The 17,933-nt window shown below is 54.2% G+C and carries 19 protein-coding genes; 8 read left to right on the forward strand and 11 right to left on the reverse strand.

The window, feature by feature from the left end:
• Nucleotides 1-90: 90 nt before the first annotated feature.
• On the forward strand, nucleotides 91-780 hold the full coding sequence (locus ACIRQ6_RS00060; RefSeq protein ID WP_420862092.1) for a hypothetical protein: 690 nt from the start codon (nucleotides 91-93) through the stop codon (nucleotides 778-780).
• A gap of 81 nt (nucleotides 781-861) precedes the next feature.
• On the opposite strand, the gene pnp is transcribed toward ACIRQ6_RS00060, so the two are convergent.
• The 5 genes from pnp to ACIRQ6_RS00085 all read right to left on the reverse strand — a co-directional run bounded on the left by pnp (nucleotide 862) and on the right by ACIRQ6_RS00085 (nucleotide 6,548).
• The gene (gene pnp, locus ACIRQ6_RS00065) at nucleotides 862-2,994 is read right to left on the reverse strand and encodes a polyribonucleotide nucleotidyltransferase (RefSeq protein WP_420862093.1); all 2,133 of its coding nucleotides are present in this window, start codon (nucleotides 2,992-2,994) and stop codon (nucleotides 862-864) included.
• Nucleotides 2,995-3,170: 176 nt separating this feature from the next.
• Entirely contained in the window at nucleotides 3,171-3,857 is a 687-nt protein-coding gene (locus ACIRQ6_RS00070) for a hypothetical protein (protein ID WP_420862094.1), read from the reverse strand.
• A gap of 12 nt (nucleotides 3,858-3,869) precedes the next feature.
• Complete coding sequence (locus ACIRQ6_RS00075) at nucleotides 3,870-4,976, reverse strand: THUMP domain-containing class I SAM-dependent RNA methyltransferase (RefSeq protein ID WP_420862095.1); 1,107 nt, start codon at nucleotides 4,974-4,976, stop codon at nucleotides 3,870-3,872.
• A gap of 98 nt (nucleotides 4,977-5,074) precedes the next feature.
• Complete coding sequence (gene rpsO, locus ACIRQ6_RS00080; protein ID WP_420862096.1) at nucleotides 5,075-5,344, reverse strand: 30S ribosomal protein S15; 270 nt, start codon at nucleotides 5,342-5,344, stop codon at nucleotides 5,075-5,077.
• A gap of 142 nt (nucleotides 5,345-5,486) precedes the next feature.
• Entirely contained in the window at nucleotides 5,487-6,548 is a 1,062-nt protein-coding gene (locus ACIRQ6_RS00085) for a calcium-binding protein (RefSeq protein ID WP_420862097.1), read from the reverse strand.
• Nucleotides 6,549-6,748: 200 nt separating this feature from the next.
• Here ACIRQ6_RS00085 and ACIRQ6_RS00090 point away from each other — a divergent pair, with 200 nt between their 5' ends.
• A complete protein-coding gene (locus tag ACIRQ6_RS00090) occupies nucleotides 6,749-7,639 on the forward strand; it encodes a calcium-binding protein (RefSeq protein ID WP_420862098.1) in 891 nt (296 codons plus the stop codon).
• Here the strand turns inward: ACIRQ6_RS00090 and ACIRQ6_RS00095 are convergent.
• From ACIRQ6_RS00095 to rbfA, 5 genes are read right to left on the reverse strand one after another with little or no spacing between them, the layout of a single operon-like run.
• Nucleotides 7,636-8,538, reverse strand: coding sequence for an alpha/beta fold hydrolase (locus ACIRQ6_RS00095; protein WP_420862099.1), 903 nt, complete (start codon nucleotides 8,536-8,538; stop codon nucleotides 7,636-7,638). The genes ACIRQ6_RS00090 and ACIRQ6_RS00095 overlap by 4 nt on opposite strands.
• Before the next feature lie 10 nt (nucleotides 8,539-8,548).
• Nucleotides 8,549-9,055, reverse strand: coding sequence for a DUF1643 domain-containing protein (locus ACIRQ6_RS00100; protein WP_420863940.1), 507 nt, complete (start codon nucleotides 9,053-9,055; stop codon nucleotides 8,549-8,551).
• Nucleotides 9,048-9,971: a tRNA pseudouridine(55) synthase TruB gene (truB, locus tag ACIRQ6_RS00105; protein WP_420862100.1), complete on the reverse strand. Its 924-nt coding sequence runs from the start codon at nucleotides 9,969-9,971 to the stop codon at nucleotides 9,048-9,050. The genes ACIRQ6_RS00100 and truB overlap by 8 nt, the downstream gene beginning before the upstream one ends.
• Before the next feature lie 7 nt (nucleotides 9,972-9,978).
• The gene (locus ACIRQ6_RS00110; RefSeq protein ID WP_420862101.1) at nucleotides 9,979-10,701 is read right to left on the reverse strand and encodes a phosphodiester glycosidase family protein; all 723 of its coding nucleotides are present in this window, start codon (nucleotides 10,699-10,701) and stop codon (nucleotides 9,979-9,981) included.
• A complete protein-coding gene (gene rbfA / locus ACIRQ6_RS00115; RefSeq protein ID WP_420862102.1) occupies nucleotides 10,698-11,120 on the reverse strand; it encodes a 30S ribosome-binding factor RbfA in 423 nt (140 codons plus the stop codon). The genes ACIRQ6_RS00110 and rbfA overlap by 4 nt, the downstream gene beginning before the upstream one ends.
• 81 nt (nucleotides 11,121-11,201) lie before the next feature.
• On the opposite strand from rbfA, the gene dapB reads away from it, so the two are divergent.
• Both dapB and ACIRQ6_RS00125 read left to right on the forward strand, forming a co-directional pair.
• Nucleotides 11,202-12,011 carry a 4-hydroxy-tetrahydrodipicolinate reductase gene (gene dapB, locus ACIRQ6_RS00120; RefSeq protein WP_420862103.1) on the forward strand — a complete coding sequence of 270 codons (810 nt, stop codon included), beginning with the start codon at nucleotides 11,202-11,204 and terminating at the stop codon, nucleotides 12,009-12,011.
• 95 nt (nucleotides 12,012-12,106) lie between these two features.
• A complete protein-coding gene (locus ACIRQ6_RS00125) occupies nucleotides 12,107-12,463 on the forward strand; it encodes a dihydrodipicolinate reductase (protein ID WP_420862104.1) in 357 nt (118 codons plus the stop codon).
• A 3-nt stretch (nucleotides 12,464-12,466) separates the two neighbouring features.
• On the opposite strand, the gene ACIRQ6_RS00130 is transcribed toward ACIRQ6_RS00125, so the two are convergent.
• The gene (locus ACIRQ6_RS00130; RefSeq protein ID WP_420862105.1) at nucleotides 12,467-12,643 is read right to left on the reverse strand and encodes a DUF1674 domain-containing protein; all 177 of its coding nucleotides are present in this window, start codon (nucleotides 12,641-12,643) and stop codon (nucleotides 12,467-12,469) included.
• A gap of 71 nt (nucleotides 12,644-12,714) precedes the next feature.
• Here ACIRQ6_RS00130 and ACIRQ6_RS00135 point away from each other — a divergent pair, with 71 nt between their 5' ends.
• The 4 genes from ACIRQ6_RS00135 (at nucleotide 12,715) to lspA (ending at nucleotide 17,881) form a co-directional block, all read left to right on the forward strand.
• Nucleotides 12,715-13,992 (forward strand): RsmB/NOP family class I SAM-dependent RNA methyltransferase, encoded by a 1,278-nt coding sequence (locus tag ACIRQ6_RS00135; RefSeq protein WP_420862106.1) that lies wholly within the window; start codon nucleotides 12,715-12,717, stop codon nucleotides 13,990-13,992.
• A 121-nt stretch (nucleotides 13,993-14,113) separates the two neighbouring features.
• Nucleotides 14,114-15,799: a heparinase II/III family protein gene (locus ACIRQ6_RS00140; RefSeq protein ID WP_420863941.1), complete on the forward strand. Its 1,686-nt coding sequence runs from the start codon at nucleotides 14,114-14,116 to the stop codon at nucleotides 15,797-15,799.
• 18 nt (nucleotides 15,800-15,817) lie between these two features.
• On the forward strand, nucleotides 15,818-17,407 hold the full coding sequence (gene purH, locus ACIRQ6_RS00145; protein ID WP_420862107.1) for a bifunctional phosphoribosylaminoimidazolecarboxamide formyltransferase/IMP cyclohydrolase: 1,590 nt from the start codon (nucleotides 15,818-15,820) through the stop codon (nucleotides 17,405-17,407).
• Between the two features lie 9 nt (nucleotides 17,408-17,416).
• A complete protein-coding gene (lspA, locus tag ACIRQ6_RS00150) occupies nucleotides 17,417-17,881 on the forward strand; it encodes a signal peptidase II (protein ID WP_420862108.1) in 465 nt (154 codons plus the stop codon).
• Nucleotides 17,882-17,933 lie beyond the last annotated feature (52 nt).

The following is a 17,933-nucleotide window of genomic DNA, read 5'->3' on the forward strand; positions in this document are numbered from 1 at the left end:
ACCAAGACCAACCACTGTCACTAGGGTTGACCTGCTTCACCGGCATGCATCAGGATGTTTTCTAGGCATCTAACCTAGATTGGACACAAAATGCATTTTGGTATTATTCTTGCAGCTCTTCTGTTGCCATTCACGGGTCTCCCTACTTTTGCAAGTCCATTGAATGATTGGGAGGTCTCGTGCAAAGTAGATCGAGGTTCGGTCCAAAAGAAAAGGCGGAATTGGTACTTTCAAACAAGTAAAAATTACTGTGTGGGCGGCGTTTTCAAGCAACGTGCCGAGTTGTATTCAGATCCGATCAAACCAACACACAAGGGGTCGTATCTTTTTCAAACCCAGTTTCAGATCGATACCAACAGTTCGCAGGAATTCAGCGTGTTTTCCATACACGATGCAAGGGACGGGTGCGCCCCGCCCTTCCAGTTGTTCATTACGCCGCGCGGTGGAATGTACGTTTCCAGTGACATTAAACTAGGTCCGGGCGAGCAATGTGACCGCGGCACCTTTGGTCAACGCGCGAATTCAGGGATCAAACGGGATGGCACGCCTTATGATCTAAAAATTCTTGTGTCTTTTGATGGAAAAGGGGCGTTTGATGGAACGGTGTGGCTCAACGATGTCGTCCAAATTCAGGATAGATACGAGCCGCCGAACCGACCTGACGCCATTATTTCGAAAAAGTTCTATTTCAAACACGGGGTCTACTCCCGAAACGTTTTTCCATACAAAGCCGTTTCGTCAAAGATGCGGGTAAAACGTGTTAGGTTAAAAACCCAATAGAGTTTCCTGCGCAAGAAGCCAGAATACGCAAAAAGCCCCGCCGTTTCCAGCGGGGCTTTCTGAGTTTCAAAGGATAGAAGTTTAGTCTTCCGACTTCTCTTCTACGATCTCTTCGCCAGTTTCCTGATCGACGATTTTCATCGACAGGCGCACTTTGCCGCGATCATCAAAGCCCAACAGTTTGACCTTCACTTCTTGGCCCTCTTTGAGGACGTCGGAAGGGTGGTTCAAACGACGGTTTTCGATTTGGGATACGTGGACCAAACCGTCACGCTTGCCAAAGAAGTTCACGAATGCGCCGAAATCGACGATTTTCACGACTGTCCCTGTGTAGATCGCACCAGCTTCTGGTTCGGCCACGATGGAATAGATCATGTCGTAGGCTTTTTTGATGCTGTCGCCATTTGGCGATGCGATCTTGATGATGCCTTCGTCGTTGATGTCCACTTTCGCGCCGGACACTTCAACGATTTCGCGGATCACTTTACCACCAGAACCGATGACTTCGCGGATTTTATCCGTTGGCACCTGCATGGTCTCGATGCGTGGGGCGTGGATGCTGAAGTCAGCAGCGCCTGTCAGAGCTTTGCTCATTTCACCAAGGATGTGCATCCGGCCGTCTTTGGCTTGTGCCAAGGCTTTGCCCATAATCTCGGGCGTGATGCCTGCGATTTTGATGTCCATCTGCAAGGATGTGATCCCGGCTTCTGTACCGGCCACTTTGAAGTCCATGTCGCCCAAGTGATCTTCGTCACCCAAGATGTCGGACAAGATGGCATAGTCGCCGTTGTCTTCCATGATCAGACCCATAGCCACACCAGCAACCGAGGATTTCAACGGAACGCCCGCATCCATCATCGACAACGAACCACCACAAACGGACGCCATTGAGGACGAGCCGTTGGATTCTGTGATCTCGGATACAACGCGCACGGTGTACGGGAAATCAGTGGCTGCTGGCAGAACCGCCTGCAACGCACGCCATGCCAATTTACCGTGACCAATTTCACGACGACCGGGAGGGCCAAAGCGACCGACTTCACCAACCGAATAGGGTGGGAAGTTATAGTGCAGCATAAAGTTCGACTTGTATGTGCCGTGCAGCGCGTCGATCATTTGCTCGTCGTCGCCTGTGCCCAAAGTGGTCACGACCAGACCTTGGGTTTCACCACGTGTGAACAAGGCCGAACCGTGTGTGCGTGGCAAAAAGCCAGTTTCAGAGACGATATCGCGGATCTCGTCGGTTTTACGACCGTCGATACGCTTGCCAGTTTTCACAACGTCGCCACGCAGAATGCCAGCTTCGAGGCCTTTCATGGCAGAACCGAGGTTCGCATCGCCCAGCTGCTCTTCGGACAAAGCTGCTTTAATCGTATCACGCGCAGCTGCAACCGCAGTTGTACGCTCTTGCTTGTCACCGATTGCAAAAGCGGCGCGCATTTCTTTCTCACCAGCTTTTGCAACGGCTGCGGACAGCTCGCTGTAATCTGCAGGTTGGAAATCGAACGGCTCTTTCGCGCAATCTTCGGCCAGATCAATGATCAGATCGATCACTGGTTGGATTTGCTCGTGGGCAAAGTTCACAGCCCCCAGCATTTCGTCCTCGGACAATTCATAAGCCTCGGATTCAACCATCATCACGGCGTCTTTTGTGCCAGCAACAACAAGATCCAGACGTTGATCTGGCTTGTTGCGCAGATCGTGCATGTCGTCGATCTCTGGGTTGAGGATGTATTCGCCATCCACAAAACCAACACGCGCTGCCGCGATCGGGCCCATGAACGGGGCGCCGGAGATTGTCAAAGCGGCAGAGGCTGCGATCATTGCAACCATGTCAGGGTCGTTGACCAGATCGTGCGACAGAACAGTACAGATCACCAGAACTTCGTTTTTGAAGCCAGGGACGAACAGCGGGCGTAGGGGGCGGTCGATCAGACGGCTTGTCAGGGTTTCTTTTTCAGTCGGACGCGCTTCGCGTTTGAAAAAGCCGCCCGGTACTTTACCGGCTGCGTAGTATTTTTCGTTGTAGTGTACGGTCAGCGGGAAAAAGTCCTGACCCGGCTTTTGTGCTTTTGCGAATGTCACCGCGCACATGACGCTGGTTTCACCCAAAGTGGCGATGACACAGCCATCTGCCTGACGGGCAACCTTGCCTGTCTCTAGTGTTAGGGTTTCTTCACCCCATTCGATTGATTTTTTCGTTACGTTAAACATTTACGTTTCCTAAGTTGGCCCGCAGGCCTTTGCATAGGGGGCGAATTCCCCCTGACCCCAAAATGTTCCTCCGAGGATCTTGTACGTCGGGCGCTGGGGACTGGGCGCCGGATCTCGGATACCGCGCCATAGCCTAGTTTTATGTGTTTTGGAACCAATAAACGGTGTGGCGCAGATCACTGTGCGCGGTGCCGGGCCTCAACGGGGCCTAGCAGATCGATCACAGCATCTGCTGTGATGGTTTCCGTTCGTGCATGTGCTTTGAAATAGTCTTCATGCATGCCGACGATCCGCAATGGAAACCGCCTGATACCTAGAATTTTGCAGATGTAAAACCGGTGGTTGCCGGACCCCGATTTGATCAATGTGCCATCCTGAGCAATCACAGCCGTGGATTCAAAACCTGTGTGGTCCGGGACATAGCCATTTTTGGCTAAATCCTTGATCAGCGGCTCTACGTAGGTTTCAAAGAACGTATCAATCTCGCTGGACGACCGCATTTCGATGTCTTTGTGTTTTGCGATGCCGGTTTTGGCAAGTTGGGCCGCGAGGTTTTGATACCATATAGATTTTTCTGGTGTCTCTTTGTGGGCCACAAAGTCTGCAACACGTTGGAATTTCGGGGCCTCCTTGATTGGTCCGCTCACGTCGAACAGCTTGCGCGGCGTCAAAAGGGGCTCGTACTTTCGCAAGGTTGGGCGCAGCATGTTGACCACAAACTTAGGAAGCAGCGTCTGTGCCCGAGCGATGCGGTGGTTGGTCACGGGCCACTTACTGCTGGCATGGTGGGTGACCCTTGCGGGATCTATCCAGATTACAGCGTGCTCGCCCGCCTCTTTGGCGAACCCTTTTTGCATCAACATACTATGGGCCTTTTACAATGCATCCGTGCGCCAAAGCTTGATTTTGGTGCCGCCATGATCCACCCAAGCGCCTGTCGGTTTGAAGGGCAGGCCTGTGGCCTTGGCCAAGCTGCCGTCGGATGTGATGACACCAACACGCCATCCTTTGAACCTGTCTTTCAAGGTAGCCCCCAGCGCACCATAAAGCCCAAACAGCATTTGCTTGTTCCCAATGCGGCCGCCGTAAGGGGGGTTGACGATTACCAATCCTTTGGAGCCGTCTGGCGCCTTTATGTCGCTTACTGATGCGTGGCTGAATGCGGTCTGTTCGGACACGCCAGCGCGGGCGGCGTTGGCTTGCGAAATGGTGATTGCGCCCGCGTCCCGATCCGAACCATAGAAATTCAGCGCATGTTCGGTTTGTTGCGTTGGTTGGCGCAGCTGCGACCATGCCTCGGGATCGAAATTTGACAGGTTAAAAAACGCAAAGTCGCGGGTCCTGCCGGGCATGAGGCCTGCGGCAATCTCGGCGGCTTCAATGACAAAGGTTCCGGACCCGCACATTGGATCATAAACAGGCTCGTCCCCTGTATATCCGCATTGGCGCAGAAACATCGCGGCCATGGTTTCGCGCATTGGAGCTTTGTTCAGCGCCTCTTTATGGCCCCGTTTGTGCAGGCTGTCCCCAGAGGTATCCAAGCTGATGGTGCAAAGATCATCCTCGATCCTGACTTTCACCACCAGCTTTGCCTTTGCATCTATCGTGATGCCCAATTCATCTTTGAGGGCGGTTTCGATGCGCTGTGTCGCTGCGCGGTCATGGTAAATGCGGGATTTACGGCAGGTTGTCTCGACCCGCAGTGGCAAGTCGGTGCGTAAGATATCCGCCCATGGAAATTTGCGGGCGCGTTTGTCCAACTGGGCCAGATGCATCACGCGGAAAGCCCCAATACGGGCCAGAATACGAGTGGCGCCGCGAAGCACTAGATTGGCACGATAGACTGTCTGCCAATCGCCGTTGATCAACACGCCACCTGCAATTTGGCTGGTCACTTTGAACCCATTTTGCCGGGCTTCTTCGGCCAATGGTGTCTCGAGACCGGGCGTTGCGACCAGAAAAATTTCGAAAGGTTCAGACATCGTTTGGTTCTATCGCGAGTTAGGCAAGGGTGCGACGCAAAAAACGCCCGCCTGATATGGGCGAGCGTCTCTGAAATTCTTGATTGGTCTTTTGTCGCTTAGCGGCGCAGACCCAAACGTTTGATAAGGTCTTGGTAACGAGCCTCATCTTTTGCTTTGGTGTAATCCAACAGCTTCCGACGCAGAGCCACCATTTTCAGCAAGCCACGGCGACCGTGGTTGTCTTTTTTATGGGTTTTGAAGTGCTCTGTGAGAGTCGCGATGCGGGAGGAAAGGATGGCAACCTGAACTTCGGGCGACCCTGTGTCGCCTTCTTTGGTGCCGAATTCTTTCATGACGCGGGCTTTTTCTTCTGCAGTGATCGACATCGGGGTCTCCTTTGGTTGAAGGTGAATGGCGCAGGCCGGGATGTCGTCCAGCAAGGCCCATGGAGGTATCGCCCACAGATGCAGGCGATGGTCGCTTCTAGGGCCTTTGGATCAGTTTGAAAAGATGATTCTTTGTGGTGCTTTAATTCAGACCGGGCAGCATAACTTGGGTCGCAGCACTTTTGGGAACCAAAGTAATGCTATCCAACCCAAAATCATCGTCTGCGTCGATACGCGAGATGGCTGCACCGTTTGCAAATAGAGTGCTTTCGCCGGTGTCTTCATCCTTGATCAGCTCAAGGTCCGGTGCGGTCTCTCCGTCGTCATCATCATAGACTAAGACCAGCGTATCTTCGGAACTTTCGAAATCGCTGATGACAGACATGTCGGAATCTGTAGGCGTCGCAGAAGTAATAAACGTGTCACTGCCACTGCCACCTGTGGCTGTATCGCCTGACTTCATGAGCAGCGTGTCGTCGCCGCTGCCGCCATCAAGGGTGTCCGCGCCATCGCCGCCATAAAGGAAGTCATTGCCGGAATCGCCCATCAAGACATCGTCGCCTGACCCACCGCGCAAGGCGTCATTGTCCGCGCCACCGACCAGGCTATCGTCACCATTGCCGCCATTCAGCGCGTCAGAGCCATCCCCGCCAAACAGCGTGTCATCGCCGTCTTGGCCGTTGAGAAAGTCATTTCCGGTGCCGCCAAGCAGAGTATCGTCGCCGTCGCCACCGTAAACACGGTCGTTTCCAACGTTCCCGCTAAGCACATCGTCGCCTTGGCCACCTGACAACACATCATCGCCAGCCCCGCCATCGATTGTGTCGTTCGCTTCGTATCCAAAGATAGAATCTGTGCCCTCGTCGCCCCAAATGGTATCGGCACCGATGCTACCGACGGAGACATCGTTCAAGAGATCCCCTACAGGTAAATCAATCAGGTCGACCAAATCATTGACACGCGCAGCAGCGGCTTGCGGGGTCTGGGTTGAAGGTTCTTCCGGGGTTTCTGTTTGTTCGGATGTATCTTCGTCATTTGGCGTTTCGGTCGCCAATACGTCTTCTGTCGGCATGTCTGAGGTCATACCTGCAGACAGATCCTCTGCCTCTGAGGCTTCCGATGTGTCATCAGCAGATGAATCTGATCCAAACACCATACTTGCCCCAAACAGAGACAAGCCCAACAGACTAAGAATACCAAGCATTTTCGTTACCACTCAAATTGCCAACCCAACCTTTCTTATTACAGATTCCTTTCCCTAATGGGTTAACTTTCGAGTGTTTTGGTTAACAACTGGTTTTGTATAAAATTTGAAATTCAATTGGAAACAAATGGAGAACAATTAGGGAGATATTCAGCACGTTCCTGCACCCTTACCTCAATGCTGCTAGAAAGGGTAAATGCATGGTTTATGTCATTATTGGATTGATTTCCGTTGGCTTGTTGCTGAGCGCGACAGACTTTCTTGATCTCAAGGATAAAATTCCCACCGACGGGGATGATGAGCTGGAAGGTGATGATGGCGACGATTGGATTGCAGGCCTTGCAGGGGACGATATTTTGTCCGGCGAAGGGGGGGAGGATTTGCTGGCGGGTGGCGATGGGGACGATGAATTGGACGGTGGCCCAGGTGACGATATCCTGAGCGGCGGAAACGGTGATGACGTGCTGGAAGGTGGTCCTGGTGACGACAATGCCTTTGGTGGCAAGGGCAAAGATTTTGTAGACGGCGGGCCCGGTGAGGATTTCGTCGATGGCGGCGATCAAAATGATATTGTGACGGGCGGCGATGGTGATGATGAAGTCGTTGGTGGCAACGGGAATGACATCTTGCAAGGTGGCGCGGGTGAGGATCGTCTCTTTGGTGGTGATGGTCGCGATACCATGGATGGTGGCGACGGCGATGATGTTCTCAATGGTATCTTTGACGGAACCAACGACGGACTTTTGGGCGCCGAAGATACGGACAACCCCGACATAATGCTTGGTGGTTTGGGCAATGATATTTTCTACATTGGCGAGAAGGACGTAGTCACTGGCGGCGAAGGCGAAGACAGTTTTGTACTTGGCAGCTGGATCCAAGATGGACGTGACGCTGAAATTACCGATTATGATGAGGACGAGGATGAAATCATCATCGTATATGACCCGCTGAAATCAGGCCTCGCTGATATTGAGACCCGCGACAAAGATGGTGATACCGAGGTGTTGTTTAACGGTATGGCTGTGGCCACTGTAAAAGGTGTGAACCTCGATGGCAGTGCAATTAAAGTCTTGGCACAGCAACTGGCCTAATCCCCAAGAAAATATGAGATAAAGCACTCTGTGACAGCCTTTGGGTTTTCTTCCATCACAAAGTGCCCGCTGTCGCAGGACATATCGTTTACTTCATGGGCCCAATCTGCCCAAAGACTTGCGGGATCGCCGGTCTGGGCGGGAAATCCAGACCGCCCCCAAAGAAACATAAGGGGGCAGTCGATTTTACGTCCGGCATTCTTGTCGGCCACGTCCAGCGCGCGGTCAAAAGACCACCCCGACCTGTAATCGGCGCACATCGCGTGGATCCTTGCGGGATTTTCGGCTTGGGTTAAATAACTGTCCATGGCCCAGTCGGAAAACGGCGATACATCGCCCTGTTTGATCCATTTTTCAAAGGTCCAATTGATGTAGCCTTTGGGATCGGCATTAATCATGCGTTCGGGCAGGGGATAAGGCTGGGCAAGGTAGGTCCAATGATAGGCTTTCATAGCCAGTTCCGCAGACCAATTGTTCCAAAAATCGCCAGTTGGAACGATCTCAATGATTCCTAGTTTGGCAATCCGCGCTGGATGATCCAAGGCAAATCGATACGCCACCCGTGCACCACGATCGTGCCCAAGGATATGGGCCTGTTCCAGTCCAAGTCTGTCCATCAATCCGATAATGTCTTGGGCCATCGTCCGTTTCGAATAGGTGGCATGGTCGGGGCTGTCGTCAAACGGCGCGTCACTCGCGCCGTAGCCGCGCAAATCTGGAATGAGAACATCAAAATGTTTGGCAAATTCAGGAACGACTTTTTCCCAACAGCGATGGTTTTGTGGAAACCCATGCAGCAAAATCAGAGCAGGTCCTTGCCCAAGCCGCCGATACGCCAGCCTTAGACCATTCGTTTCTATGAATTGGAGAGGCACATCTTGGAGCTGTGTTTTGGTCATGGACGCGACCTTATTCCAATAATTCAGGCTGTTGAGTGTAAGCAATGTAAAGCGGATGCTTTGGATGCCCTGCCTTAGACAGACCCAAATGGTACAAAGGACGTCCGGTCGTGCCAAGCAATTCCAACACAGTCGGACCACGGTTCAAATGCGCGCCATGGGTGCCCCAGGCGACGATAATTGTATTGGCCCAGTCGCAAAACCTCAGCAAAGTCGCATCATTTTCAGGGCCAACTGGGTCTTGAGCGGCCCGCATATTTTTGGGATCAGTGTCCCGCCAGGCAAAAATATTGGTGACGCAAAACGCCCCAAATCCCAAGGCCCGCGCACGCCGTTCACACCGTTCAACGGTTGGGTCGTTTTGTTGTTCAGTGGCGGTGGACGGGTTGAGCATAATGAACAAAGCGCGGGGCCCGTCCGCATCCCAAACCCGTGTCAGGAAATAGCGATAGCGCTCGCAATCCGAATATTGTGCAACTGAATAGGCGTCGCCCTTTTGATGGCTGCGCTCAAACATCGACATTCGCGGAGGGCACGAACACCCGTGTGGGGTGGATTTGACCCGCCTTGTAAATGCCCACTGCGATCGCTTGACCTTCTGAGCAGGCCCAGACCGTATCGCCGTAGTCCACATCGTTTGCGATTACCTGCGCTGGATTGCCATTGCGCAATGCGGCAATGCTGGTCGCGGGGCAGTGCACTTGGGTCACATCCGCAAGGCCCAATTCAGTTGGCTGCAAGAACTGATCGATCGCAGGGTCTTTGGCCAGCGCGTCTATTTGATCCAAGGTCACGGCATCTGCTATGTCAAATGGGCCTGACCATAACCGTCTGAGCCAGGCGACGTGACCCAAACAGCCCAGATCCTCGCCCAGATCCCGCGCAATTGATCGAACGTACCCGCCTTTTCCACAGACCATCCGCAAAAGGGCTGTGTCCGGGTTGGGCCGATCCAAAAGGATCAGTTCGTCTACATATAAATCGCGTTCGGCCAATGCCATTTCTTCGCCTTTGCGGGCCAAGGCATAGGCGCGCTGCCCGTCAACGCGCACGGCAGAAAATTGCGGTGGAACCTGCTGGATGTCGCCTATGAAACCGTGCAGCGCCTCTGTTAATTCGGCGTCAGATGGGCGCTGGTTTGATCTGGCAATAACTTCGCCCTCGGCGTCGTCTGTGTTTGTTGCTGCACCTAGGTTCACCATAAATTCGTAGGCCTTTAGGGCATCGGTGATATAAGGCACCGTTTTGGTGGCCTCCCCCAAGGCTACTGCCAGAATGCCAGTGGCCTCGGGGTCTAAGGTGCCTGCGTGTCCCGCTTTTTGAGCGTTAAACGCCCAGCGCACTTTGTTGACCACGCTGGTGGATGTGATCCCAGCAGGTTTGTCGATGATGACCCACCCCGATACGGGGCGACCTTTGCGTTTACGTCCCATCTGCGGTTCAGTTCACGACGCCAATGATGGGTCCCATACGCACCCCAAGGTCCGAGCGCCCCAATTTGGGCGCATGTAGTTTCGACACACGTCCGTCAAAATAAAGCGCGTTTTTGACGCCAATCGCGTCGCGGAAAAACAGGGCCAGCTCGTAAAAGGTGACTTGTGTATCCGAGACCACAAAAACTGCCGACTTGCCGTCGTCACTGGTGCCGACACCGTTGCGGACATTGCGAAATGTGCTGTCGGGCAGAAACCGAGGGTGCACGGCGCCATCAATCAATAACATAGGGCCCGATTGCGTGGCATGCTGGCATTGCGGCTGTTGCGCTACAAAAGCCAAAGTTTCGATGACATAGGCCGCATCGGGTTGAACGCATAAAATGCCATTGGGCAGCATGCCAAAATTGCCGGGTCCTGCGTTCTGCACGACCCGCATTACCTCGGTCCCGTTTTCGACGTAATGGCCTACAGGTGCACGGTCATCGTGATACATGCCTGCATTCATCGCGAATTCGAGGGATTTATCGGGCATCAGGCTTTGGAGGCGCCGGAAACTGCCAATGGTTTGCCCCTCGCCATCGCGCAGGAATAATTGCAAACGCTCGGTCGTCAAATCCACGCGACATACAGAAAAAGACTGGCCGTCATAGCTCTGCTCGGAACACTCTACGGCACCAGCAGGGCCGGATATCATCAAAGCCAGAGCAAGGAAAAGACCGCGCATCATTCGGCATCCTCGCCCTCAGATGCGCCTGTTTCGATGTCCCGGCGCACGTCGTCTTTGGCAAACAAGCGACGGGTGTCATCCATCCGGTCAAACGTCTCATCAATTTGAAAGCGCAGTTCAGGCGAAAACTTGAGCGTTAGGTTTTTCGTTAAGGCGCGACGCAGTTCAACCCGGTTACGGCGCAGAAGGGCCAAAGCATCCTCTGCGTTATCGCCGCCTAAGGGCAACACGTAGGCCGTGGCCACGCGCAAATCTGGTGATGTTGTGACCTCGCCCACCGTGATCGACATGCGGTTCAGATCGGGATCGTGAACGTCGCCCCGGTTCAAAATTTCCGACAGATTGCGCCGGATCAGTTCGCCGACCCGCAGTTGTCGTTGTGAGGGCCCGCGCCCGGAGTGAAATTTGTTTTTAGCCATGGGGCCCCGTTTAGTCTGTTCGCAGGTGCTAGGCAATCACTGCGCGCTGGTTTATCAAGCACTATTGGCAGGAGATTGCGCATGACACAAAAAGTTGGAATTGCCATCACGGGCGCGTCGGGTCGGATGGGGCAAATGTTGATCCAGACGATTGCGCAAAGTGATGTGGCGCAAGTGGTCGGCGCAGTGGAACGCGAGGGCCACGACTGGATCGGACGTGATGTGGGTCAAGCCATGGGTGGTGCGGATCTGGGCGTTGTGACAACCAGTGATCCGCTAGAAGCTTTTGCTAATGCTCAAGCCGTCATTGATTTCACAGCTCCTGCGGCAACTGTTGCGTTTGCGGGAATTGCTGCTCAGGCGCGCGCCGTGCATGTGATTGGCACCACAGGCATGACAGACGACGATATTGCAGCATTGGAACCCGCGTCGCGCCACGCGGTCATAGTGCGGGCCGGCAACATGAGCCTTGGGGTGAATTTGTTGACGCAGCTTACCAAAAAAGTAGCGGCGGCTTTGGACGAAGATTTCGACATCGAAGTTATCGAGGCACACCATAATCAAAAAGTGGATGCGCCTTCTGGTACGGCTTTGATGTTGGGACAGGCCGCGGCCGATGGGCGAGGTGTGGATCTCAAAACTGTGTCGGACAGTGGGCGTGACGGGATTACAGGTGCGCGCAAACGGGGCGACATCGGCTTTAGCGCGATCCGGGGGGGCGACATCGTTGGAGAACATGATGTGTTGTTTGCGGCACCCGGGGAACGCATAATTTTGCGGCATATGGCAACGGATCGGCGGATATTTGCACGCGGTGCGATCAAAGCGGCGCTTTGGGGGCAGGACAAAGCCCCTGGTCAATATGACATGTTGGATGTCTTGGGAATTTAAGTAAAACCTTAGGAAACTTATGATCCAGCGCCAAAGTTTGGCCGTATCTCCAGTATACCACCATCCCAACGGGCAATTGATAAAGGTGAAAAGGTATGAAGCGAGTTTTGATAATTTCAGTGTTGGCAGCGATGGTGCCATCTCTTGTTGCAGCCTCTGGTGCGCGACAGGTCACGGATAGATCTGAATTTATTGGCCTTGTCGAAGGCAAGACGATCTCGCGTCCTTTGGTCAAATTGAACGTCAGCCCTGATGGTCGCATCAGCGGTAAAGGGGCAAAATGGGCCGTGTCAGGGGAATGGTCTTGGCAAAACGGGTACTTCTGCCGGTCCTTGGATTGGGGTGGCAAAGACCTTGGCTACAATTGCCAGCGTGTCACCGTTGATGGCGGTTCTATCAGCTTCACTTCTGACAAAGGCAAGGGTCGGTCTGCAGAATTTTCACTGCGCTAGGCGCTAGAAATCTACTGCGATCCCTTTGCGTTCCCAATCTCCGTACCGCACCGGTTCCGGGCCATCACGTCCGCCCAGTTCTGGGGGTAACTCAGCTGCTTTTGCTTTTTCGCGGCGTTCCTGAGCTTCGGCAAGAGCGCGTTGGGCTGCGGGTGGCAGTTCCTGATCTGGCTTAGACATCTCTGAACGCTCCTTGTATCCTTGATGCGTCTTGATATACGCGGCTTGGCCACCAAAACAAGGACGCCCGAATGACGCAGCCTGCACAATCCGACGGACAAGCCCCGCGAAAAGCCGCGTTGCGGATGATGGATGCTGTCATGTTGCAGGGCAAGCTGATGTCTGAATTGGCTGATCTGACGGATGGTTTGTCGCCTGCGGATCGTGCGCGGGCACAGCGTTTGGCGATGACCACGTTGCGGCATTTGGACAAGGCGGACCGCGTCCTGAACGCTTATGTCAAAAAGACCCCTCCGGTGCCGGTAATGAATGTTTTGCGCTTGGCCACAGTTGAGCTGTGCGAAGAAGCCGAGGCAGATCATGGCGTTGTGAATTCTGCAGTGAATGCCGTGGCCAAAATTCCACGCGCTGGGCATCTCAAGGGCCTGGCCAATGCGGTGTTGCGCAAAGTTGCCAAAGATGGCCCCCAGCGTTGGACAGAATTGCCAGCCGCGCGGTTGCCTTTGTGGCTGCGCAAGCCACTGGCACAGGCCTACGGAAAACTGGACGTGAACCAGATGGAGGCTGTTTGGTCCAAGCCTGCGCCACTGGATATCACATTAAAATCTGACGCATCGGACTGGGCTGAGAAACTTGGCGCAACCAAGCTGCCATCTGGCAGTCTGCGGTTGGAAAATGCCGGTCGGGTCACGGGCCTTGAAGGCTATGATGAAGGGGCGTGGTGGATCCAGGATGCGGCTGCCGCGATGCCCGTGCGTCTGTTGGACCCAAAACCGAATGAAACAATTATCGATCTTTGTGCAGCACCAGGTGGCAAGACCATGCAATTGGCGGCCAGTGGGGCTGCGGTCACAGCTGTCGATCTGTCTGAGAAACGCATGCAGCGTGTCCGCGAAAATCTGGATCGCACAGGCTTGAACGCCGAATTAATAGTTGACGATGCTTTGTCAGTTGCTGGTCAGTTTGATGCGGTCTTGCTGGACGCACCGTGTTCGGCCACAGGCACTTTGCGCCGCCACCCTGATTTGCCTTACGCCAAAGATGGATCAGAGTTTGGTGCGTTGATTGGCCTGCAAGAGGCGATGCTGGATCACAGCCTGAGCCTGCTCAAGCCCGGTGGGCGGTTGGTCTTTTGCACCTGTTCACTGTTGCCGGATGAAGGTGAATGCCACATTGATGCGCTGATCGAACGCCGTTCGGACGTTTTGGTGGATCGTGGGGCATTGGAGCAGGACTGGATCGATCCTGCGTGGCGCAGTTCCGAAGGTGGGCTGCGATTGCGCCCTGATTTCTGGCGTGAAAGCGGTGGAATGGACGGGTTTTACATTGCGGTTCTGCGCAAATCCTAGCTTGGCTTTTTCTTCGGTGACTTTGTGTTGACCTAGGCGTATAGTTTGGGGAAAACCAATCCGCTCAGGCAATCGACACGTGGCTCAAAATACCAGCTTTTCCGCGCGAAAAACGCGCTGGATGAACCGCTTTGCCGCACGCAAGGCGGCCCGGGCACGTCCCGCCACTGGATTTGTCTCACAACCTGAACCGCGCACAATCGGCAGCTTTAACAAGGGTCGCCAGTTGATGAGTGGCAATATCTTGCTTGCGGGGACTTTGGTCGAGGCGCAAGACACAGTGCTGTGGGATATCAGCCCGCCAAATGATGAATTTCAGGACGCGATGCATGGCTTCGGTTGGTTTGACGATTTGGCGGCTGTCGGTGATCTGAAAGCCCGCCAGATAGGTCAGACTTGGGTCGACGGATGGATTGATCGCTATGGAAACGGATCGGGCCCTGGTTGGACGCCGGATTTAACAGGTCGTCGTCTGATCCGCTGGATTCATCATGCGCTGTTGATTTTGCGCGGACGTGAGAAGAACGAGAGCGAACTTTTTTACCGTTCGCTTGCCCAGCAGACGTTGTTTTTGTCGCGACGCTGGCGCCATACCAGCCCCGGATTGCCCCGATTTGAGGCCCTGACAGGGTTGCTTTATGCAGGATTGTCTTTGGAGGGGATGGAGGCGCAGGTTGCCCCCGCTGCCCAAGCGTTGGCCCGTGAATGTGAGGCCCATATTGACGACGCAGGTGGATTGCCGACGCGCAATCCTGAAGAACTGCTAGAAGTGTTCACTTTGCTGACTTGGGCCGCATCGGCGTTGGCTGAAACCGGACGGATGGCCGAGGCTACACATTTGGCTGCGATTGAACGGATTGCACCGACCCTGCGCAGTCTGCGTCATTCTGATGGTTCACTGGCGCGGTTCCATGGCGGCGGGCGCGGGTTGCAAGGGCGTTTGGATCAGGCACTGGTCAGCTCTGGCGTGAAATCCGGCCCCAGCGATGACATTGTGATGGGCTATGCGCGCATGACCGGAGGGCGCACGTCCGTCGTGGTGGATGTAGCAGCCCCACCCACCAAGGATGCATCGCGCCATGCCCATGCGTCCACTCTTGCGTTCGAGATGACATCCGGACGCCGCGCTTTTGTGGTCAATTGCGGCGCGGGCGAGGCTTTTGGACCAGATTGGGCCAAAGCGGGGCGCGCGACGCAATCCCATTCCACAGTGATTGTTGATGGCACTTCGTCCTCGCGGTTGGACGAAAGCACCTTGGAATTCACTCAACGCCCCGCCTCGGTGACGATGGAACGGCGCGCGACTTTGGATGTGACCAGTCTGGATCTGGCCCATGATGGCTACCGCGAAACCCATGGTTTGACACATGTCCGGCAAATGGAGTTGTCGCAGGACGGCCGCCATCTTTCGGTGTCTGACATGCTGGCGACTTTGACGGATGCAGACAAACGACTGTTCGAAAAACGGTTTGATCAGTTGTCCTTGCAAGGCATTCCATTTTCGATCCGCGTGCATTTGCATCCTGATGTAGATGCTGCTTTGGATATGGGCGGCACGGCGGTTTCACTGGCTCTGAAGAGTGGTGAGATTTGGGTGTTACGCCACGAAAGCAAGGCCAGTTTGCGGCTGGAACCCTCGGTGTATTTGGAAAAAGGCCGCCTCCAGCCGAGGGCCTCCAGCCAAATTGTGCTGGAAAGTCGGGTCATGCCCTATGCGGCACGTGTGCAATGGTCCTTGGCGAAGGCGCAAGATACCCCTAATAGCATCCGTGATCTCGAACGCGATGACCCGTTGTCGCAAAAATAGACTGCCAAAGGATGCCCCATGACTGATCTTGCCCCTCTTCGCCGCGCTTTGCTGAGCGTGTCTGACAAAACCGGACTTATTGAGTTAGGGCAGGCCTTGGCGGCGCGCGGTGTAGATTTGTTGTCAACTGGCGGCTCGGCCAAAACTCTGCGCGATGCAGGCCTTGATGTGCGCGACGTGGCTGACATCACTGGCTTTCCTGAAATGATGGATGGGCGTGTCAAAACCCTGCATCCCATGGTGCATGGTGGCCTTTTGGCCCTGCGCGACAATGAAGATCACGTGGCTGCCATGGAACAGCACGGCATCGGTGCTATCGATTTGCTGGTGGTGAACCTTTATCCGTTTGAGGACACTGTTGCCAAGGGCGGTGACTACGACACATGTATCGAAAACATAGATATCGGCGGTCCGGCGATGATCCGCGCGGCGGCCAAGAACCATGGGTTTGTATCGGTCGTTGTAGATGTAGAAGATTACGATGGGCTGTTGGCCGAACTAGATGCCAATGGGGGCCAAACATCCTTGGCCTTTCGCCAAAAGCTAGCTCAGACGGCTTATGCCCGTACCGGAGCCTATGATGCGGCGGTATCAAACTGGATGGCTGGTGCGTTGGGTGATGTGGCCCCGCGCCGTCGCGCGGTTGCAGGAACACTGGCCCAGACACTGCGGTACGGTGAGAACCCCCATCAACAAGCGGCCTTTTATGTAGATGGATCGGATCGCGCGGGTGTGGCTACGGCCCAGCAACATCAGGGCAAGGAACTGTCCTACAACAATATCAACGACACTGATGCAGCATTTGAATTGGTCGCCGAATTTGACCCTGCCGATGGACCCGCCTGTGCAATCATCAAACATGCAAACCCCTGTGGTGTGGCCCGCGGGTCCAGCATGGTCGAGGCGTATCGTGCTGCGTTTCAATGCGATCAAACATCTGCCTTTGGGGGCATTATCGCGCTGAACCAGGAATTGGATGCTCAAACCGCCGAAGAAATCACCGGTATTTTTACCGAAGTTGTGATCGCGCCCGGCGCCACTGCCGAGGCTATGAGTATTTTTGGAAAAAAGAAAAACCTGCGGCTTTTGACCACCAACGGTTTGCCGGATGTGAAAACTGGAGGCATGACAGTGCGTCAGGTCGCAGGAGGCCTGCTGGTGCAAGACAAAGACAATGGTCATATCGGTTTGGACGATCTCAAGGTGGTCACGGAACGTGCCCCGACGGATGCGGAATTGGCAGATATGCTGTTTGCATGGAAAGTGGCCAAGCACGTTAAATCCAACGCAATTGTTTATGTGAAAAACGGGGCTACTGTGGGGGTCGGGGCAGGGCAAATGAGCCGTGTTGACAGCACCCGTATTGCCGCACGTAAGGCGCAAGACATGGCCGAGGTTCTGGGTTTGGATACACCGCTGACACAAGGGTCTGTTGTTGCCTCTGACGCGTTCTTTCCATTTCGTGACGGTTTGATTACGGCTGCCGAGGCCGGAGCGACCGCGCTTATTCAACCGGGTGGATCGATGCGCGACGATGATGTGATTGCCGCTGCAAACGAGTTGGGGCTTGCAATGGTCATGACCGGCATGCGTCATTTCCGGCATTAAGGTGATCCTATGAAACTTACCTTTTGGGCAGCGCTTTGGATTTTTCTGATCGATCAGATAAGCAAATTTATTGTTGTCCAATGGATGGATCTGAAAACGGTAGGGGCTATTGATGTTCTCCCGCCGTTGCTGAACTTTCGTATGGCATGGAACACAGGCATCAACTTTGGCCTATTTAGCACGGCACCCTGGGTTTTGATTGGTTTGGCCACGGGGATTGTCGTGGCGGTGATCATCTGGGTGTGGCGCGAACAATCCGTGGGTAAATGGGGCTATATCAGTGCGGGCCTTTTGGTCGGTGGTGCGCTGGGCAACGTCATCGACCGGATCGTTTACGGCGCTGTTGCCGACTTTTTGAACATGGCGTGTTGCGGGATTGATAACCCCTTTGCCTTTAATGTGGCAGATATCTCTATATTTGCGGGGGCTTTGGGCCTGATCTTTTTCACCGGCGAGAAAGCCCCCAAAACGTAAAAGCCCCGTGACGCCCGTTTGAGGATGGTCTATCAAGGGAAAAAAGATGGGT

The sequence above is a fragment of the Algirhabdus cladophorae genome, assembly GCF_044772865.1.
Lineage (GTDB): Bacteria > Pseudomonadota > Alphaproteobacteria > Rhodobacterales > Rhodobacteraceae > Algirhabdus > Algirhabdus cladophorae.

What these genes read in the sequence shown, in the direction of transcription:
- ACIRQ6_RS00060 (WP_420862092.1), top strand. Translation starts at nt 91, where the DNA reads ATGCATTTTGGTATTATTCTTGCAGCTCTTCTGTTGCCATTCACGGGT.
- pnp (WP_420862093.1), bottom strand. Translation starts at nt 2,994, where the DNA reads ATGTTTAACGTAACGAAAAAATCAATCGAATGGGGTGAAGAAACCCTA.
- ACIRQ6_RS00070 (WP_420862094.1), bottom strand. Translation starts at nt 3,857, where the DNA reads ATGTTGATGCAAAAAGGGTTCGCCAAAGAGGCGGGCGAGCACGCTGTA.
- ACIRQ6_RS00075 (WP_420862095.1), bottom strand. Translation starts at nt 4,976, where the DNA reads ATGTCTGAACCTTTCGAAATTTTTCTGGTCGCAACGCCCGGTCTCGAG.
- rpsO (WP_420862096.1), bottom strand. Translation starts at nt 5,344, where the DNA reads ATGTCGATCACTGCAGAAGAAAAAGCCCGCGTCATGAAAGAATTCGGC.
- ACIRQ6_RS00085 (WP_420862097.1), bottom strand. Translation starts at nt 6,548, where the DNA reads ATGCTTGGTATTCTTAGTCTGTTGGGCTTGTCTCTGTTTGGGGCAAGT.
- ACIRQ6_RS00090 (WP_420862098.1), top strand. Translation starts at nt 6,749, where the DNA reads ATGGTTTATGTCATTATTGGATTGATTTCCGTTGGCTTGTTGCTGAGC.
- ACIRQ6_RS00095 (WP_420862099.1), bottom strand. Translation starts at nt 8,538, where the DNA reads ATGACCAAAACACAGCTCCAAGATGTGCCTCTCCAATTCATAGAAACG.
- ACIRQ6_RS00100 (WP_420863940.1), bottom strand. Translation starts at nt 9,055, where the DNA reads ATGTTTGAGCGCAGCCATCAAAAGGGCGACGCCTATTCAGTTGCACAA.
- truB (WP_420862100.1), bottom strand. Translation starts at nt 9,971, where the DNA reads ATGGGACGTAAACGCAAAGGTCGCCCCGTATCGGGGTGGGTCATCATC.
- ACIRQ6_RS00110 (WP_420862101.1), bottom strand. Translation starts at nt 10,701, where the DNA reads ATGATGCGCGGTCTTTTCCTTGCTCTGGCTTTGATGATATCCGGCCCT.
- rbfA (WP_420862102.1), bottom strand. Translation starts at nt 11,120, where the DNA reads ATGGCTAAAAACAAATTTCACTCCGGGCGCGGGCCCTCACAACGACAA.
- dapB (WP_420862103.1), top strand. Translation starts at nt 11,202, where the DNA reads ATGACACAAAAAGTTGGAATTGCCATCACGGGCGCGTCGGGTCGGATG.
- ACIRQ6_RS00125 (WP_420862104.1), top strand. Translation starts at nt 12,107, where the DNA reads ATGAAGCGAGTTTTGATAATTTCAGTGTTGGCAGCGATGGTGCCATCT.
- ACIRQ6_RS00130 (WP_420862105.1), bottom strand. Translation starts at nt 12,643, where the DNA reads ATGTCTAAGCCAGATCAGGAACTGCCACCCGCAGCCCAACGCGCTCTT.
- ACIRQ6_RS00135 (WP_420862106.1), top strand. Translation starts at nt 12,715, where the DNA reads ATGACGCAGCCTGCACAATCCGACGGACAAGCCCCGCGAAAAGCCGCG.
- ACIRQ6_RS00140 (WP_420863941.1), top strand. Translation starts at nt 14,114, where the DNA reads ATGAACCGCTTTGCCGCACGCAAGGCGGCCCGGGCACGTCCCGCCACT.
- purH (WP_420862107.1), top strand. Translation starts at nt 15,818, where the DNA reads ATGACTGATCTTGCCCCTCTTCGCCGCGCTTTGCTGAGCGTGTCTGAC.
- lspA (WP_420862108.1), top strand. Translation starts at nt 17,417, where the DNA reads ATGAAACTTACCTTTTGGGCAGCGCTTTGGATTTTTCTGATCGATCAG.